The organism is Microcystis ichthyoblabe FBCC-A1114 (assembly GCF_050500245.1).
In the GTDB taxonomy this organism is placed as follows: Bacteria; Cyanobacteriota; Cyanobacteriia; order Cyanobacteriales; family Microcystaceae; genus Microcystis; species Microcystis ichthyoblabe_A.
In genome coordinates, this window is record NZ_CP191408.1 from 2,519,183 (window position 1) to 2,536,496 (window position 17,314).

Sequence of the window (17,314 nt, forward strand, 5' to 3'; positions counted from 1 at the left end):
CGTTTCATTTTTGAATTGGCGAAGACTGATCGGGTTCCAATTATTTTTATTAATAAATATTTTACACAATTCATACCAGGTAAGCAACAGAGCTACGCCACTACTACCGAATCATTACCGCCTTTTTCAATCTGTCCCTGAAAAGGTCTTAATTTTAGGGAAATACAGTTAAAGGAATCCATTCGTAGGTGTTGACAATGCCTTGAAAATAATCATTAATAGTTTCTCTGGAATAGGGAACAACACCATCTTCACCAAACCAACGTTCATAAATTGTCACCGCTTGTTGTTGGTCGCTAACGATCCCTTCCATGAATTTTAATAAGGTGTAATTCACTGTATCGCGCCATTTAGAATCATTTTCGGGTAAAGTACAGGCATAGGATTCGTAGGCGTAGGGATAGGAGGGAACTATGGCTAAATTATTAGGATTTTTAGCACTTTTCCTTAAACCTTCTAGGGTAATGCCATCACTGGCAAAACCATCAATTTCTCCCGCTTCTAGTTTTTGTAAACCCTCGCCACGATTTTTAACTTTGACCAAAATAGCGGCGGGTTGTTGGGTTTTAATTACCGATTCATTAGTAGTATTGGCAATCACTCCAATGCGTCTGCCTGCCAGGCTACCGATGTCATCGAGATTACTACCTTTGCGGGTGAGCAATTGAGTACCACCGGCAAAGTAACTAACGGAAAAATCCACTTCATTTTCTCTTTTCCAAGTAAAAGTAGTGGAGCCACATTCGATATCGATAACCCCTGTTTTCAACTTTTCAAAACGATTTTGGGGATTAATCTCAACAATTTTTAACTTAATTGGTTTTCCTAACTTCCGTTCGGTTTCCTTGCGAATTAACTCTAACATATCAAGGCTGTAACCCACCCACTTGCCCTGGGAGTTGACAAAACCAAAGGGAATAGCATCTTTACGAGCGCCGGCAATAATTACCCCAGTTTTTTGAATGCGATCGAAGATTGCTCCCGCAAGGCTAGAATGGTTACTGGTGACGGTTAAAGCTACTGTCATCGTCATGACGGCAAGTGTACGCTTCATTTTTTTCCCTAATCTGAAAGTGGCTCAAGTCTGGGACTGTTTTAGGAGACTGAGAGTTTCCCAGAGGAAGATTTTTTAGCGGCGATTGCTGGGGACAAAAAAAGAGGAGAGATGTTACTCTCTCCCCCTTTTAGTTTTTTCGACAACATTTTAAATTGTTTTTTCAGTTGTCGCTGTCGGGCCGAACCGCCCTTGCCTTTGTCGTTACGTCCCTGACGGCGGGGGGACTCCCATCGCTTAAGTCGCATAGTTTTTAATTCCAATTTAGTCAGTTATATTTTTTATTGTAACAGGTTTAACGTCAGTTTGGATTAAGGAATGCTGAACTCTAGTTAACCAACCTTGTCCACCTAATTAGTATTTTCCCATGCTTAGTCAGCAACTTTGGCACAGCCATCAAGATCTAGTACAAGCTTGTCTAGAACACCCTTTTGTGCGAGGTATCGCCACAGGAGAGCTTAAACGGGATTGTTTCGCTTTTTATGTCGGTCAGGATGCTTTTTTTCTGGAATCTTTCGCCCGTGCTTACAGTATCGCCGCCGCTAAAGCTCCCGATTGGCAGGGATTTACTAGCTTTCATCGGTTAGCGGCGGGGGTATTAAAGGAGTTAGAATTACATGAAAATTATGCTTTACAGTGGGGAGTTGACCTGAGAAAGGTTCAGCCCGCTAATGCCACCCGTCGCTATACGGATTTTCTTCTCGCTACCGCTTGGATGGGTGACATCGGTGCGATTGCTGTGGCGATGAGTCCCTGTATGCGTCTTTATGCTTATCTGGGTCAACAATTAGCCTTAGAACCAATTTCTGAGAATCCCTATCAAGCTTGGATTGATAGTTATAGTGGGGATGAATTTGAAGCTTTAGCAAGCCAGTTAGAGGAATTGGCGGATAAATACACCCTGATGACCGAAAATATCTCTTTATCCTATCGTTATGCCCTTAGTTGTGAACTGGATTTCTTTAGTGCCGCCTGCAGCTGGGGCAAATCTTAAAATTTTTCCGTCACAATGTTAAGAAATATAAATGACGCTAAGATTAAGGTAAGCAAAATCGTCATTATAAAAATAATGTTCCCTTCGCAACCCGCCGAAAACGAACTCCTGAAAACCATCTTGGAACCTCTACTAGAGGATTTCACCTATTGGTTTTCCCGTTCCCGTCTTCTCCTCGAATCCGAGAGATTATCCTTTCTCAGCCTCGAGGAACAAAACGATTTATTAGCAAGAGTCAAAAACGCCCAACAGGAGGTAGCCACGGCTCATTTACTCTTTAAAACCACAGGTGGTCAGGTGGGTATCGAGGCCAAGATGTTGTTGCCTTGGCACCAGCTGGTGGCAGAGTGTTGGGGGGTCAGCAGTCGTCGTCGTCGATTACAGGGTTGGGGAGAATATCAATCTCCTCAAACTGACGCTTAACCTGAAACTTTTTTGGTAAGCTAGAGAATTGAGCGAATTTTTAGCATAAAGTTTTGGCAATTAGGAATATTCACACATAATTCATGGGAGACTCGGCCAATGTTACATCTGCTCTATATCCTCGCCTTCACAGTTATCGCTTTTTTGACCATTAATAATTTAATTCGGAGTCTGATTACTGTCAGCATGGATTCCCAGAAACGTCCTGCTAAATCGGCTAATTCCTATAATCCCTACGGTTATCCCATGACTTCCCATCCAGAACTTTTGGACGAGGCCGGACAACCGATTAATGAACCTCTGTTAGTGATTCGTTCTCTCACTGTCGAAGATGCTCGTCAACAGTTAGATGCTATTTATAATTCTTCTCCCAGTGCTACCAAAGAGCAAGATGAAGAAATCTAATTGGGGTTGGCTGAATAAATCTAAAAATCTTGTTGGGTAAGACTTTGAGACCTTTTTGAAATCCAAAAGTGCTAGGCAAGAGAGTGATCAGGGGGAAAATTCAGGTGCTTTTTCCCCGAAAATTAGGTAATTGACCTCCTCAAAATCGGTAAAACCCTGCACCCCACACCCCACACCCTGCCCCCACCAGCAAACTTTTTCAGCAGACCCTAATTGGTTCTAGAATGGCAGTCCTTGAAAACAGATATATTTATCTACACGGTTTTGCTTCTGGCCCCCAATCAACAAAAGCGCAATTTTTGAGACATTGTTGGCAAAAGAGGGGTTTAGCAATGGAAATTCCCGATCTTAACGGTGATGACTTTTCTAGCTTAACTCTCACTCGTCAGATTGTTCAAGTCGGCCAATTGATTGAACAATCTCAGTTTCCCGTTACACTGATTGGTTCCAGTTTTGGCGGTTTAACGGCAGCTTGGCTGGCAGAAACTTATTTTCAGGTGCAAAGGCTCGTTTTATTAGCTCCCGCTTTTAATTTCGGGCCGATTTGGTTAGGACAATTGGGAGCAGAAACCCTAGCCAATTGGCAAAAATCTGGGAGTTTATCGGTTTATCACTACGGTTATCGCCGTTATCTGCCAATTGATTACAAGTTGATCGAGGATTTAGCCAATTATCCCCTAGAAAAGTTGATCAGGCAGCTGCCTACCCTGATTATTCCTGGTCGTGCCGATGAGGTGATTCCCCTAGAAAATAGTCGCCATTATTGCATGAATCGCCCTTGGCTGAAATTAAGCGCATTAGATAGTTAAAGATGCCCGCACTACTACATCTTATACCTAATTTAAATGCAGGACAGCTGACGACGGCTTTGTGCTAAAATGTTTTCAGGAGACTTGAAACGGACCTGGAGGAAGGCGTAAGACTACCGCTAAGGTAGCGGCATCCAGTGAAGCGTCAACAGACCTGAAGATCGTTCAATTAAGTTTGTTTGATCTGCCCGGAATCACCGTCCGATCAAGGCGGTGAGGATGTCAACGCAACCGTTCAATCCACATCACTATTACCACAGAAAAAAAATCAAATGCAACCCAGCGACAAAAGTGTTTTAACCCCTGAAGAACGGCTTCAAATTTCATTTTTACTCAAAGTAAGTGTTTTAACCCCTGAAGAACGGCTTAAACTTTCATCTTTACTCAAAGCAATGGAAAGCAAAGAACAGGCTCTCCGCAACCTTGACCCGATGGTGTTGGATCTTTCGATTCGCGAGCCTGCTGTAGGTTCCCCCATAGGCCATGTTCTTGAAAACAAACTCGCCCTTTTAAGCCTGGCGAGAAAATTCGGCTTTAAGGAGATTTTACTGGCAACTTTCAATGTGTCGATGCCAGAGATTGAGCAAGTTGACGATGCCTTCTGCAAATTACTCAACGAAAGGAAAGAAGACCTGACAGGTACTTTTGGATTCGCCTCGCCCGGGAAGTTTTCCGCTGACCAAAAGGTGTTTAATGCAGACATCAGCATGGAGAAGCTGAAAAAATATAAAATCCCTAACGCTATCTTTGATCTTGACATCACTAAGGCCTACGTCCGCGTAGAAGACCGCGACAATTACCTACGGGAACTTGCCGCCACCATTAAATGGACTCATGAAAATATACGCGGTGATAACGGAGGCGCTCCCCGCGTGTATATCAACTACCAGGATGGTGTAGATGCGTTTTTCGAGGATTGGGAATGGGTGGCAAGGGTTACGAAGTTTCTAGCGACTCAACCCATCGCCGCCATTCTCTACGAGGATGGAAAAGGAACGGCGCTACCTTTCCAGATCGCCACATTGACCGCCATGATCAAAGGACTTATGCCGCCCAATATCAAATTGCTAGTGCATATGCATGCGGGAAATGGTATGGAAAATGCGTCAATCATGGAAGCTTTGTTAAACGGAGCCGATGGCATTTGGGCTGGTTTCACACGCGAGGCAGCAACCAATGGTCATGCGCCAAGTTCCGAGCTGTTGGCGAATCTGCGCCGACTCGGCAACCAAATAGTGGAGAAAAAGTATGCTTTCAAGCAAATGGTTCCCATCGCCCACGAAATGACCAAAATCAACACTGGAGAACAGACCCAACCCGATGTTCCGATTATCGGCAGGAATGCCTACCGGACAATCCATACGTTTTTCATGCAAGACAAGAATCAAAAAATGGATTTGGCCCCAGAAGCCATAGGTGCCAAACCAGGCTGGCGCATCACAATGAGCAGCGACAATGCAGTATTGCGCAATCGTTTGAACGAAGTGCGGCCCGGCACGGAACTTGACGACGCGACTGCAAATCGTATGCGCGCCCTGTTGCGTAGCGATCTGATGGCAGGCAAGCGCATCGCCTATGACGAGCCGAACAACCTGATCGACCTATACGTTCGCGCTACAACCAAGCCTTAAAACTTAACGCGAGTCGAATTGGTCTGTGAATATCGAAAAATTTCCCTATCTGGATTCGGTCAGGGATTTCTGAAAATTCCAGAAGAGCATTAATATTATGGAAATGTCTAATAATAATGGTTCTTCGGTTTGTCTTATGCAATGTCTGTCTCTATAAGGAATGAAACCCTTATAGAGACAGACATTGCCGCAATTTTTGTCAATTGTTGGCGATCTGGACGAACTAATCAATTAAATCTCTTGCCAGATAAGGATTTAGTCGATTTATGCCCCCATATCGAACCATGCCAAGTCCCGAAGAGCCAGAATAATCCCCCTTTTATCTGAAAAAGAGGGATTTATAGCGGTTCTCGCATCTGGGCGGCACACTTAAACCTTTGCTGATTAAGCTGTTCAGGATCGGGAATGTACCTCTTGTGAATCAGAAACGCTATATTTAGTCCAAATTGGTTAGATTGTGAGGAAAGTTTTCACCCTTCTCAGTCTCAAGACAAGAGATTTTCTGCTGATGTCTTCCCACTACCAAAGTCCGCGGATAGGAGATACACTAGGCTCGGGAGCAGGTTGGGGAGCAACTTCAGTAAAGGTTCTGGTTTCCGGGGGTAAAGCGGGAAGTCCCCAAGCGGGTTGTTTTTCGTTGATTTCTCTTAAAAGTTGCGAGCGAGTGCTACTGACGGCGATTTCTGATTTTAGTTTCAAGCGGGAAACCCAATAGGGATGAGCTTTACCCACATAAACTAATTTGCCATCTACCACTTGCAAAATCACGTCATCACCACCCATGGCATCCCCAACAATACGAGTGGTGGTTCCGTCAGCAAAGTCGCCGTTGAAAATTTCTTTGCCATCCACTGTTACAAGTCTGATCAATTGGATGGACATAATGCCACCCACGGTTCCCCGGACGCGACCGAGTATATAGTCACCGGGGTTGAGTTGCGGCTCACCTCTGTAGGTGTCATGGCCGCGCAGTTGACTGATCAGGATTTCGTTATTTTGCGGTTCTGCTTGTACGGGTACAGCACCAACGGTAGTTAGGGCAACTAAACCGGCAAAACCAGCGACAAGGGAAATTTTGTTAAACACAATTACCTCAAGCAAAAAGTTAGTAAATTGTCTATAGACGTTTTAGATTATAACCTAGTTCCCAATTTTGTCTATATTGCGAAATATTAGTTTAATAATTTCTCGATCGAGCGGTTGGAGGTTTCAGTTATCAGTTATCAGATTGCAGTTTTAAGTAGACAGTGTTGGGTGAAAACTTCGGTGTCTTCTGGACATCAGGTGAAAAATGTTCACTATGTCACATAATGGGCGCAAGCAGTTCGATAAACTCACTGACCACCTTGCGCCCCTACAGCCGGCACGATGTTAATGGTAGGGACATAAGGCTTATGCCGTTTTTTCGATAAGATAAGCTTATCACTTTAACTCCAATATAACCAAACTTGGGAGCTTTCTTTTCACTGATTACTGATTACTGTTTACTGCTCACTGAAAAACCCCCACCCCCCCACTTCCCCTGAAAACTGGATTAAGCTAGGCTCTAAGACCGCTCGACATTGCTGAATAATTCAGGATCGAGGGTGGGTAGTTCGATATCTTTTTCTGCTGGGGAAGAGGCCAACTGGAAGCGGTTTAAGGTTTGTTGAACGCGATCAAAAATGGTGATTTTTTGCTCGCTATTGTTCTGGGGTTCGGGAATAGGTTCCACTTCTAGCGGAGGCTGAATCCCAGGGGCCGGTTCGTTAATCTCCTTTGTCTCTGGTATGGTGGTTAGGGGAGATTCGATCGCTTCAGGGGTTTCCTCTAGCTTTTCGACTGTTTCTGTCTCTACTGGTTTTTCTTCCACGATTGGGCTTTCTGGCTCAATAACAGGGTTTTCCTCAACTATGGGGCTTTCTGGCTCAATAACAGGGTTTTCCTCAACTATGGGGCTTTCTGGCTCAATAACAGGGGTTTCCTCAACTACAGGGTTTTCTTCCTCAACTATAGAGGTTTCTGGTTCGATAACAGGGGTTTCTTCCTCTGGACTGGGAATAGTTTGATAGTTGGGATCAACGATGCTACGGGCAATTGTAGGGGATAAATCGCCGCGGACTAATTGACTGAGGCCGTCTTGGTAAGAGGGATCAAAGCTAATCACGCGCACGCTGGTATTAAACTCGTTTTCGACTTTATTTCCCTGACCATCGATGAATTCTAGTTGTACCCAGTTATTGCCCTTGGCAAAACCCTTGAGATAAATCGGTTCCCAAGTATCAAGCAGAAAACTGTCACCGTTGACAGTGACACGAATGCGCCAATCTTGAAGATTATTATCCCCGTTGGCAGTATTGGACAGACGTAGAGGAGCATTACTCAGATAAAAATCGAGCAGGATCGGTTCCGCACCGTAGATTCCTTGCGGACTACTGTAGGTTAACAGGGGTAAGTTATGATCAGGGGCATTTTTGCCTGTTTTTGTCAGAATATGAAAGGTTGTTTCAGCAAATGCCCCATCATTTTTAAAACTTTCCTGCCAAGGACGCAGGGCCAAGACGCGCAGGGTATGAGTACCTGGGGCAAGATTTTCTAGGATAATCGGTTGCTTGAGGTCGTAAATAGCTGCTGCTGGTTCATTATCGACAATTAGACTCAAGTGGGGTCCTAATTTCAGGGTATCGTCTTGGAAAATTGGCAGATCTGACACTTGTAGTTTAACTATCACCTGGGTGTCATCGAAAACCTGTTCGGCCAGAGGGCTGAGAATCGTTACTTGGGGGGCGTAACGCTCTAAACTGGGGCGCAGTTCCTGAATTAGGGCCGGGGGAGCAACCTCAGAAATGCGGCCTTGGACGACGGGAAGATTAGAGGTTTCGGAAGTGGGGAGATTGGTGGCTGTCAAGCGATCGCCACAGGCGTTTAACAGAGTGGTCAGTAAACCGATCACAAGACATATATGAAGGGTTTTGACTGGGATTAATTTATGTAGTAGGGATAGCACGTTCCTCCTAGAGCCAAGGCCAAAATCTATACAAACCATTGATTTTTGCTAGAGTCATTGAATGCTCTGGTGTCAGCAAAAGCGCGAGAAGATGAGGTCATGGCCTCAATTTTACAGAATTGTTTGATTGTTTTTTGAGAATCTATCTATTGAATTTTCTATATGGTCTGGTGAGGGAGAAAAAGGTGAAATCGGCTTCTGGGGCGACAATTAATAAACTTTTGTAAAGAAAAATTACCGGTCTGACCCTGACTAAGACCGTCCATAGCAGAAAATGTCTCTCCTATCAAGGATTGAGAGAATTTTAATTATTGTTAAGCACAACGAACAGAGGAGAGAACAAAGACTTATCATCTACTATTGATGCTTTCGACTGAAATCTCACCCAAGAGGAAAGTCAAGCGACATTAACAAAAGGTGGGTCAGATTTCAACTTGCCTTTTTTAGGTTAAAAAATCTATCCTCAAATAAAACGCTAAGTCTATTGTCGAGAGAGGAGAATCCTCATGGCACTCCCCCCCAAAGAGGCGGTAGCTAAAGTGATTGTAGATAAAGACCCAGTACCTACTTCCTTTGAGAAGTGGGGTCAACCGGGGCATTTTGATCGCACTTTAGCCAAAGGACCCAAAACCACTACCTGGATTTGGAACCTACACGCCAACGTCCACGATTTTGATAGTCAAACCAGCGATCTAGAAGATATTTCTCGGAAAATCTTCAGCGCCCACTTCGGACATCTCGCCGTTGTCTTCGTTTGGCTAAGTGGAATGTACTTCCACGGCGCGAAATTTTCTAACTATGAAGCTTGGTTAACCAACCCGCTCGCCATCAAACCCAGCGCCCAAGTGGTCTGGCCGATCGTCGGTCAAGGCATCCTCAACGGCGATGTGGGCGGCGGTTTCCACGGTATTCAGATCACCTCTGGTCTGTTCTACCTCTGGCGGGCTTCTGGTTTCACCAACAGCTATCAGCTATACTGCACCGCTATCGGTGGTTTAGTGATGGCGGGCCTGATGCTGTTTGCTGGTTGGTTCCATTACCACAAAAGCGCACCGAAACTGGAATGGTTCCAAAACGTGGAATCGATGATGAACCACCACTTGGCGGGTTTACTCGGCTTAGGTTCCCTAGGTTGGGCCGGTCATCAGATTCACGTTTCTTTACCGGTGAACAAACTCCTCGATGCGGGAGTCGCTCCCCAAGACATCCCCTTGCCCCACGAGTTCATTCTCGAACCGAGCAAGATGGCGGATTTATATCCCAGTTTCGCCCAGGGTTTGACCCCCTTCTTTACCCTTAACTGGGGTGCTTACTCGGATTTCCTCACCTTCAAAGGTGGCTTGAACCCCGTGACTGGTGGTCTCTGGCTTTCCGATACCGCTCACCATCACTTGGCGATCGCTGTATTGTTCATCATTGCTGGTCATATGTACCGTACCAACTGGGGTATCGGTCACAGCATGAAGGAAATCCTTGAAAACCACAAAGGTCCCTTCACCGGTCAAGGTCACAAAGGACTGTACGAAATCCTGACCACCTCTTGGCACGCCCAGTTAGCGATTAACCTTGCTCTCTTAGGTTCGCTAACCATCATCGTGGCCCACCATATGTACGCCATGCCGCCCTATCCCTATCAGGCGACGGACTACGCCACCCAACTATCCTTGTTCACTCACCACACTTGGATCGGTGGCTTCTTAATCGTCGGTGCGGGAGCGCACGGAGCGATCTTCATGGTGCGCGACTACGATCCAGCCAAAAACGTGGATAACCTGCTCGATCGGGTGATCCGTCATCGCGACGCAATTATCTCCCACCTGAACTGGGTATGTATTTTCCTCGGCTTCCATAGCTTCGGTTTATACATTCACAACGACACCATGCGGGCTTTTGGTCGTCCCCAAGATATGTTCTCGGATACGGGAATTCAACTACAACCCATCTTTGCCCAATGGGTACAAAGTCTCCACACCCTAGCCCCCGGCAACACCGCTCCTAACGCTCTCACTACCGCTAGTTATGCTTTCGGTGGCGACGTGGTAGCAGTGGGTGGCAAAGTGGCCATGATGCCGATTACTCTCGGTACTGCCGATTTCCTCGTGCATCACATCCACGCCTTCACCATCCATGTCACCGTGTTGATTCTCCTCAAAGGGGTTCTCTACGCTCGTGGTTCCCGTCTGATTCCCGATAAAGCGAATCTCGGTTTCCGTTTCCCCTGCGATGGTCCCGGTCGCGGCGGTACCTGCCAAGTTTCGGGTTGGGATCACGTCTTCCTCGGCCTGTTCTGGATGTACAACTCCATCTCGGTCGTAATCTTCCACTTTAGCTGGAAAATGCAGTCCGATGTCTGGGGAACCGTCGCCCCCGATGGCACTGTCACCCACGTTACCCTCGGTAACTTCGCCCAAAGTGCCATCACCATCAACGGTTGGTTACGCGATTTCCTCTGGGCGCAAGCAGCGCAAGTCATTAATTCCTATGGCTCTGCTCTGTCTGCCTACGGAATCATGTTCCTAGCCGGTCACTTCGTCTTCGCGTTTAGCTTGATGTTCCTGTTCAGTGGTCGCGGCTACTGGCAAGAATTAATCGAGTCGATCGTCTGGGCGCACAACAAGTTAAGAGTTGCCCCCGCTATCCAACCTCGCGCCCTGAGCATCATTCAAGGTCGTGCCGTTGGTGTGGCTCACTACCTCTTAGGCGGTATTGTCACCACTTGGGCATTCTTCTTGGCCAGAAGTCTCTCGATTGGCTAAACTTGCCTATAAGGGCTTGCCAGTCCCCCGGGGATTGGCAAGACTAGGCTGAACCAGCGTCGATTGACCGATACCTCTGTAAGCGTTTCCTATTACAGTAGGTGAATTGAAAAAAGGAAATAACCAGCACTCGTGTAAGAGCCTCAGTTATTTAGAGAGGAGAATTTCCTAAACAGCTATGGCAACTAAATTCCCTAAATTTAGCCAAGATCTAGCCCAAGATCCGACCACCCGTCGGATTTGGTACGGGATCGCCACAGCCCACGATTTTGAAAGTCATGATGGCATGACGGAAGAGAATCTCTACCAAAAGATTTTCGCGTCGCACTTCGGCCACATTGCAATCATTTTCCTGTGGACTTCCGGCACTATATTCCACGTCGCTTGGCAAGGTAACTTCGAGCAGTGGATCAAAGATCCCTTAAACATCCGTCCCATCGCCCACGCGATTTGGGATCCCCAGTTCGGTAAAGGCGCTGTAGATGCCTTCACCCAAGCTGGCGCTTCTAACCCTGTTAACATCGCCTATTCCGGGGTTTACCACTGGTTCTACACCATCGGTATGACCTCCAACCAAGACCTATACCAAGGTGCGGTGTTCCTGCTGATTCTCTCGGCGATTTTCCTCTTTGCTGGCTGGTTACACTTACAACCTAAGTTCCGTCCTAGCCTCGCTTGGTTCAAAAACGCTGAATCTCGCCTGAACCACCACCTCGCCGCTCTGTTCGGTGTTAGCTCTCTGGCTTGGACCGGACACCTCGTTCACGTTGCTATCCCCGAATCCCGCGGTCAGCACGTTGGTTGGGACAACTTCCTCTCCACTCCCCCCCACCCGGCGGGTTTACTACCCTTCTTCACCGGTGACTGGAGTGTGTATGCGGAAAACCCCGATACTGCTAACCACATTTTCGGTACTGCCCAAGGCGCGGGAACTGCGATCCTCACCTTCTTAGGTGGTTTCCATCCCCAAACCGAGTCCCTCTGGTTAACCGATATGGCTCACCACCACTTGGCGATCGCTGTGATCTTCATTGTGGCTGGTCATATGTACCGCACCAACTGGGGCATCGGTCACAGCATCAAGGACATCCTCAATGCACACAGACCCCCCAGTGGTAAGTTAGGAGCCGGTCACAAAAATCTTTATGACACGGTTAACAACTCTCTCCACTTCCAACTCGGTTTGGCTCTCGCTTCTTTAGGCGTGATCACCTCTCTGGTGGCGCAGCATATGTACGCGCTACCCCCTTATGCCTTTATCGCTAAGGACTACACTACCCAAGCGGCTCTTTATACGCACCACCAATACATCGCTGGTTTCCTAGCGGTGGGTGCTTTCGCTCACGGTGCTATCTTCTTCGTGCGTGACTATGATCCCGAAGCGAACAAAGATAACGTCCTAGCGCGGATGCTGGAGCATAAAGAAGCGATCATCTCTCACCTAAGCTGGGTTTCCCTTTTCTTAGGTTTCCACACCCTCGGCCTCTACGTTCATAACGATGTGGTCGTCGCTTTCGGTACTCCCGAAAAACAAATCCTGATCGAACCTGTGTTCGCTCAATTCGTGCAAGCAGCTTCGGGTAAAACCCTGTACGGCATGAACGTACTGTTGTCTAACCCCGATAGTATCGCTTACACCGCCTATCCCAACTACGGTGATGTTTGGTTACCCGGTTGGCTAGACGCGATCAATAGCGGCACTAACTCCTTATTCTTAACCATCGGTCCTGGCGACTTCCTCGTTCACCATGCGATCGCTCTTGGTTTACACACCACCGTTCTAATCCTGGTTAAAGGTGCTTTAGACGCTCGTGGTTCCAAATTAATGCCCGATAAAAAAGACTTCGGGTATTCCTTCCCTTGCGACGGTCCTGGCCGTGGCGGTACTTGCGACATCTCTGCTTGGGATTCCTTCTACCTAGCCATGTTCTGGATGTTGAACACCTTGGGTTGGTTAACCTTCTACTGGCACTGGAAACACCTCGGTGTCTGGTCGGGTAACGTGGCTCAGTTTAACGAAAACTCCACCTACCTGATGGGCTGGTTCCGCGATTACCTCTGGGCTAACTCGGCTCAGTTAATCAACGGTTACAACCCCTACGGTGTTAATAACCTTTCTGTCTGGGCCTGGATGTTCCTCTTTGGACACCTCGTTTGGGCAACCGGTTTCATGTTCCTGATCTCTTGGCGTGGTTACTGGCAAGAGTTGATCGAAACTATCGTTTGGGCCCACGAACGCACTCCTCTGGCGAACCTCGTTCGTTGGAAAGACAAACCCGTGGCTCTCTCGATCGTTCAGGCTCGTTTGGTTGGTTTAGCTCACTTCACCGTTGGCTATATCTTCACCTACGCCGCCTTCTTGATCGCTTCCACTGCTGGCAAGTTCGGCTAAACCTTGAATTAGGTGACTAAAAAACCCCCCGCCCATTGGTGGGGGGTTTTTTGTTTATGATTGATCATAAAAGCGCGGCTCAATCTCAAAAATCTATGCAGTGGGAAGAATTAAAACAGCTTTATGATCAGGACTTTGTTTTGTGGATTGAGCGAACCACCGAACAAATTCGACGCGGGGAGATGAAAAATTTAGATTGGGAACATCTTTTAACGGAGATAGAAGATTTGGGGCGAGAACAAAGAAACCAAGTGGAAAGCTATCTAATTCAAACCGTTAAACATTTATTAATGTATCAGTATTGGCTGACTGAAAAAGGTAATTGTGGCTGGGGATGGGCCGATGAAATCGATAATTTTCGTCTAGAACTAGAAATTTTATTCCAGTCAAAAACCCTCTACAATTATGGGGCTTCTAGGCTAGATATAATTTATGATAAAGCCAAGCGATCGGTGATCAAAAAAACTGGTTTATCTGTTGATACGTTTCCGCAAGTTTGTCCTTATACCTTTGCAGAAATTATAGATTTTGATTTTTTACCAGTTTAGAATAGGAGAATTAAAGGCAAGAAAGAAAATTATCGTTATAATGAAGTTGTGGCTTATTCTTGAATCAGCTTATTCTGTCAGCGATAGAGTATTATGGGTCAAAAATCTTACGCAGTTTTCCAAGCAGTGGAAAATAAAGCTAACCTTCTAGCGGGTTATTGGGGTGACTTCAAAACGGAGATTATTCAGCATTTGCCTGAATCCTATCATGGTGAAATCCACGAACTTTCTAGTAACCTAGAGAAAGCTTTAGAAGTGTTAATCAATGAATTGCGCCATCCTACCCTGATTTTAGCGACGACTGGCACGACGAGCAGTGGGAAGAGTACCCTAGTTAATTTCCTCTGTGGTGCTGATATTGTGCCGATGGCACAGCGAGAAATGAGTGCAGGAACAGTTACCATTGAGTATAGCGAAGAAAAGACTTTAATTATTGAAAAAACACCGGGGGCGTTGTGGGAATGCGGGAAATGGGAAAAGATTAGCGACGAAGATATTTATAGTCGCTTAAAACAGTTAATGAAGGCTTATATTAAAGCCAGAAAAAAACAACCTGATTTAGCTTATCCTCGATCTATTATTTATTATCCTTTTAGACTGGTTAAAGATGAAAGTTTCTTAGAATTGCCTAAAGGGGTTAGAGTTAAATTATTAGATTTACCCGGGTTATCTTATGTAGGAGATGAGGGAAATATTGGGATTATCAAACAATGTCGTGAATCTTTATGTTTAGTAACATATAACAGCGCAGAAACAGATCCTTATAAAGTTGATAATCTGTTATCAGAAGTTGTTGATCAAGTTAAAGATTTAGGCGGCTCTCCTGCACGAATGCTATTTATTTTAAATCGGATTGATATATTCAGATCAGATGATGATTGGCAAGAAAGTGAAAGTGAGTTTGTTGAAGAAACGACTGAAAACATTAAGGAAAAACTGATCGAGAATTTAAGAGAATATACAAAAGATATTGAAAATTTGAGAATTGTAAAACTGAGTACATGGCCAGCTTTATTGGCTTTACAAATTCAGGATAATAAGAAATTGCTTCAGGATCTGTTAGAGGAATTACCTACAAGAGAGGAAAATTGGTCAGAGCATGATCAAACTAGACTTGAGAAAGTATTAAAACCCTATGAGCAAGCCATAGATAACTTTCAAGTTTTAATTAAGGAAATCATGAAGCGAGGAAACTTAAGTCTTGATGCTAAACAATGGACTATCTCTCAACAAGAACAAATTGCCAAAGAGTTATTCAAACAATCCTATGCAGAAGAATTTGAAAAGAAACTAAGCAAGCACATAGCAGAACATTTTCCTAAATTAGTTATTCCCCAAGCTATAGAAAAATTTAATGTAGCGGCGGGAAATAGTATTGCACAATGGGCAGTACAAACTACTACGGCAATTCTTAACAGTTCGGAAGAAAATTATCAGCAAGAATCTGAATTGTTATCACAAACAAAAGAAAATCTTGATTCTTTTCTCCAAGCTAGTGATGCCAAATTAAGACAGCCCCTAGCCGTTTTTGAAAAATTAGATATTGATACCAAAACAGCCGATAATTTAGTAGCTAGTTTAAGAGAGGCTATCAATGAACTTCAATTTACTCCCCCTTATGACCAAATTCAAGAGAAATTAGTTCCCTTAGTTGAGTGGAGAGAGGCACTAAAGACTGTTATTAGAAACGTCTTAGAAGCAGTAGTTAAATCTTTAGATAATGGCAGAGTTGATTTGGACAATATCAACTTTAAAAATGCCAATGTTAATCAGGTTAATATGCTAAAAAACAACTTGGATATCCTGATTCAATTGGGCTATACAGGTTCAGATGCAAGAAATGTTTTATTAATCACAGCAAAAAGGGATAAAGAGAAATTAAGTCTTCAAATAATTAAAAAAGAGTTAAATAATTTATCAATTAATCTAACTATCATATTATCGCAAATATTAAAGAGAGTGTCTGCTCAGGAGATTAACAGAATAGAGGAATCTGTAGCTGAATTGTTTAGATTTCATATTAAACATATAGAAAAGGGTGCTGAAGAAAAAGCACCAAATTTTGTTATAAAATTTCCACAATCTGAACTTAATACATTTACTAGAAAACTGGAATTTGACTTTAATTTGGAGTCTGATATTGAAATCAGTTCTGGTACTTACAGAAGTTTTAAACACTGGCTATGGATGAAAAAAAAGGAAAGCATGATTGCAGAAATTCCAAGCACTGAAACTCTTTTACAGAATTGGATTCATCAATTCCAGCAACAGGGCGAACCTGAAATGTTATGTTCAATGTTTGAATGGCTATTAGAACAGATTGATAATTTAAAAAAAAATGTAGATCATAAAACCCATGACATTTTTAATAGCTATTTAGCCAGCCTAGAAAAAGCTCAACAGGAAATAACTACTAACTACGAGGAAACACAAATTATATGGAAACCTATCCAAGAAAGAGCTAAATTTTTAGAACAAAGCCTTGCGGAATTAGAAAATTTTGAAAAAGAGGAGGTGAATTAGTGAATAATAAATATTTTTCGAGTATTTGTAAAGATGTTTTTGCAATTGTGTATCCAAAAATAAAATCTAAAAAAGGAGGTGTACTCTATCATGTTTTAAGTATTATTCTTGAAAGAGAAGAATCTCAGAGAGATGATCTATGTCGTTATTTTGGAATTAATCAATCCTCTTGTTTAGATGAAGATAAAAGGTTGTCTGGTGAATTTCTTAATGATGTAACAAAGCTCGTTTATGTAGAAAGGCTTAAATTCGGGGACTTTAATTCAACAAATCTTGCAACTGGCATAAGTGATATCTTAGATAACGTTGATCTAACAAAATCAAATCAATCAAAGGAAGAACGCCAAATGGAATTAATTATTACAGTAGCTTGTTTAATGGTAGGGGCATTTACTTGTTTTAAATATCTACAAAGGACTCGTTCTAAAAATGAAATTAGTCCGACAGCTTCTTTATGTCTAGCTGTTCCTGCATCAGAAGTTTATAATTTACATGAAGGGTATGATCTTAATAGAGATGATGTTGTAAGATTAATTGATTGTGCTACAGAATTTTTATGTGTGCCAGAGTATAAAAAAATATCTGTAGAGACTATACCGGAGGAAGGACGCTCTCCTGAAAGTCGATTAAAATTCTACGTTAGAATTAATCTCAAAAATGGAGGTAATATCATTGGTAAAGAAACTCAGTATGGAATGAAGCGAGAACTTCCACTTAATGTAACAGGAAAAGTTATACAGATAGGGTTTCTCAAAAATGTCTCTATTCTCAGAGAATTCAACCGTATTTAAGG

Annotated in this window: 14 protein-coding genes; 10 read left to right on the plus strand and 4 right to left on the minus strand. The window is 44.1% G+C overall.

Features of this window, described 5'->3' with window-relative positions; translation table 11 throughout:
- Positions 1-154: 154 nt before the first annotated feature.
- Positions 155-1,054: an amino acid ABC transporter substrate-binding protein gene (locus tag ACQY1Y_RS12155; RefSeq protein WP_002732878.1), complete on the minus strand. Its 900-nt coding sequence runs from the start codon at positions 1,052-1,054 to the stop codon at positions 155-157.
- 41 nt (positions 1,055-1,095) lie between these two features.
- Positions 1,096-1,302 carry a hypothetical protein gene (locus tag ACQY1Y_RS12160; protein WP_002732891.1) on the minus strand — a complete coding sequence of 69 codons (207 nt, stop codon included), beginning with the start codon at positions 1,300-1,302 and terminating at the stop codon, positions 1,096-1,098.
- A 119-nt stretch (positions 1,303-1,421) separates the two neighbouring features.
- Here ACQY1Y_RS12160 and ACQY1Y_RS12165 point away from each other — a divergent pair, with 119 nt between their 5' ends.
- The 5 genes from ACQY1Y_RS12165 (at position 1,422) to ACQY1Y_RS12185 (ending at position 5,316) form a co-directional block, all read left to right on the plus strand.
- Positions 1,422-2,048: a TenA family protein gene (locus ACQY1Y_RS12165; RefSeq protein ID WP_069475683.1), complete on the plus strand. Its 627-nt coding sequence runs from the start codon at positions 1,422-1,424 to the stop codon at positions 2,046-2,048.
- A gap of 15 nt (positions 2,049-2,063) precedes the next feature.
- Positions 2,064-2,471, plus strand: a complete 408-nt coding sequence (locus ACQY1Y_RS12170; protein WP_002777118.1) for a DUF2605 domain-containing protein — start codon at positions 2,064-2,066, stop codon at positions 2,469-2,471.
- 99 nt (positions 2,472-2,570) lie between these two features.
- Positions 2,571-2,876 carry a DUF2973 domain-containing protein gene (locus tag ACQY1Y_RS12175; protein WP_002732775.1) on the plus strand — a complete coding sequence of 102 codons (306 nt, stop codon included), beginning with the start codon at positions 2,571-2,573 and terminating at the stop codon, positions 2,874-2,876.
- Between the two features lie 224 nt (positions 2,877-3,100).
- Entirely contained in the window at positions 3,101-3,685 is a 585-nt protein-coding gene (locus ACQY1Y_RS12180) for a YqiA/YcfP family alpha/beta fold hydrolase (protein WP_002733444.1), read from the plus strand.
- A gap of 272 nt (positions 3,686-3,957) precedes the next feature.
- Positions 3,958-5,316: a hypothetical protein gene (locus ACQY1Y_RS12185; protein WP_002733101.1), complete on the plus strand. Its 1,359-nt coding sequence runs from the start codon at positions 3,958-3,960 to the stop codon at positions 5,314-5,316.
- Between the two features lie 519 nt (positions 5,317-5,835).
- Here ACQY1Y_RS12185 and ACQY1Y_RS12190 read toward each other — a convergent pair.
- Both ACQY1Y_RS12190 and ACQY1Y_RS12195 read right to left on the minus strand, forming a co-directional pair.
- Entirely contained in the window at positions 5,836-6,402 is a 567-nt protein-coding gene (locus ACQY1Y_RS12190) for a hypothetical protein (protein ID WP_002777135.1), read from the minus strand.
- Between the two features lie 460 nt (positions 6,403-6,862).
- Complete coding sequence (locus ACQY1Y_RS12195) at positions 6,863-8,341, minus strand: hypothetical protein (protein ID WP_430012832.1); 1,479 nt, start codon at positions 8,339-8,341, stop codon at positions 6,863-6,865.
- A gap of 467 nt (positions 8,342-8,808) precedes the next feature.
- Between ACQY1Y_RS12195 and psaA the strand changes: the two genes are divergently transcribed.
- The 5 genes from psaA to ACQY1Y_RS12220 all read left to right on the plus strand — a co-directional run bounded on the left by psaA (position 8,809) and on the right by ACQY1Y_RS12220 (position 17,312).
- Positions 8,809-11,058, plus strand: a complete 2,250-nt coding sequence (gene psaA, locus ACQY1Y_RS12200) for a photosystem I core protein PsaA (protein ID WP_002734764.1) — start codon at positions 8,809-8,811, stop codon at positions 11,056-11,058.
- Positions 11,059-11,236: 178 nt separating this feature from the next.
- A complete protein-coding gene (gene psaB / locus ACQY1Y_RS12205) occupies positions 11,237-13,450 on the plus strand; it encodes a photosystem I core protein PsaB (RefSeq protein ID WP_002732591.1) in 2,214 nt (737 codons plus the stop codon).
- A 56-nt stretch (positions 13,451-13,506) separates the two neighbouring features.
- Positions 13,507-13,998 (plus strand): DUF29 domain-containing protein, encoded by a 492-nt coding sequence (locus ACQY1Y_RS12210; protein WP_042790312.1) that lies wholly within the window; start codon positions 13,507-13,509, stop codon positions 13,996-13,998.
- Between the two features lie 93 nt (positions 13,999-14,091).
- Entirely contained in the window at positions 14,092-16,521 is a 2,430-nt protein-coding gene (locus ACQY1Y_RS12215) for a dynamin family protein (RefSeq protein WP_430012833.1), read from the plus strand.
- On the plus strand, positions 16,521-17,312 hold the full coding sequence (locus ACQY1Y_RS12220; protein WP_002733763.1) for a hypothetical protein: 792 nt from the start codon (positions 16,521-16,523) through the stop codon (positions 17,310-17,312). The genes ACQY1Y_RS12215 and ACQY1Y_RS12220 overlap by 1 nt, the downstream gene beginning before the upstream one ends.
- The last annotated feature ends 2 nt before the right edge of the window (positions 17,313-17,314 follow it).

Excerpts from the sequence above, each read along its gene's own strand:
- ACQY1Y_RS12155 (WP_002732878.1), bottom strand. The coding sequence starts at position 1,054 with ATGAAGCGTACACTTGCCGTCATGACGATGACAGTAGCTTTAACCGTC.
- ACQY1Y_RS12160 (WP_002732891.1), bottom strand. The coding sequence starts at position 1,302 with ATGCGACTTAAGCGATGGGAGTCCCCCCGCCGTCAGGGACGTAACGAC.
- ACQY1Y_RS12165 (WP_069475683.1), top strand. The coding sequence starts at position 1,422 with ATGCTTAGTCAGCAACTTTGGCACAGCCATCAAGATCTAGTACAAGCT.
- ACQY1Y_RS12170 (WP_002777118.1), top strand. The coding sequence starts at position 2,064 with ATGTTAAGAAATATAAATGACGCTAAGATTAAGGTAAGCAAAATCGTC.
- ACQY1Y_RS12175 (WP_002732775.1), top strand. The coding sequence starts at position 2,571 with ATGTTACATCTGCTCTATATCCTCGCCTTCACAGTTATCGCTTTTTTG.
- ACQY1Y_RS12180 (WP_002733444.1), top strand. The coding sequence starts at position 3,101 with ATGGCAGTCCTTGAAAACAGATATATTTATCTACACGGTTTTGCTTCT.
- ACQY1Y_RS12185 (WP_002733101.1), top strand. The coding sequence starts at position 3,958 with ATGCAACCCAGCGACAAAAGTGTTTTAACCCCTGAAGAACGGCTTCAA.
- ACQY1Y_RS12195 (WP_430012832.1), bottom strand. The coding sequence starts at position 8,341 with ATGGTTTGTATAGATTTTGGCCTTGGCTCTAGGAGGAACGTGCTATCC.
- psaA (WP_002734764.1), top strand. The coding sequence starts at position 8,809 with ATGGCACTCCCCCCCAAAGAGGCGGTAGCTAAAGTGATTGTAGATAAA.
- psaB (WP_002732591.1), top strand. The coding sequence starts at position 11,237 with ATGGCAACTAAATTCCCTAAATTTAGCCAAGATCTAGCCCAAGATCCG.
- ACQY1Y_RS12210 (WP_042790312.1), top strand. The coding sequence starts at position 13,507 with ATGATTGATCATAAAAGCGCGGCTCAATCTCAAAAATCTATGCAGTGG.
- ACQY1Y_RS12215 (WP_430012833.1), top strand. The coding sequence starts at position 14,092 with ATGGGTCAAAAATCTTACGCAGTTTTCCAAGCAGTGGAAAATAAAGCT.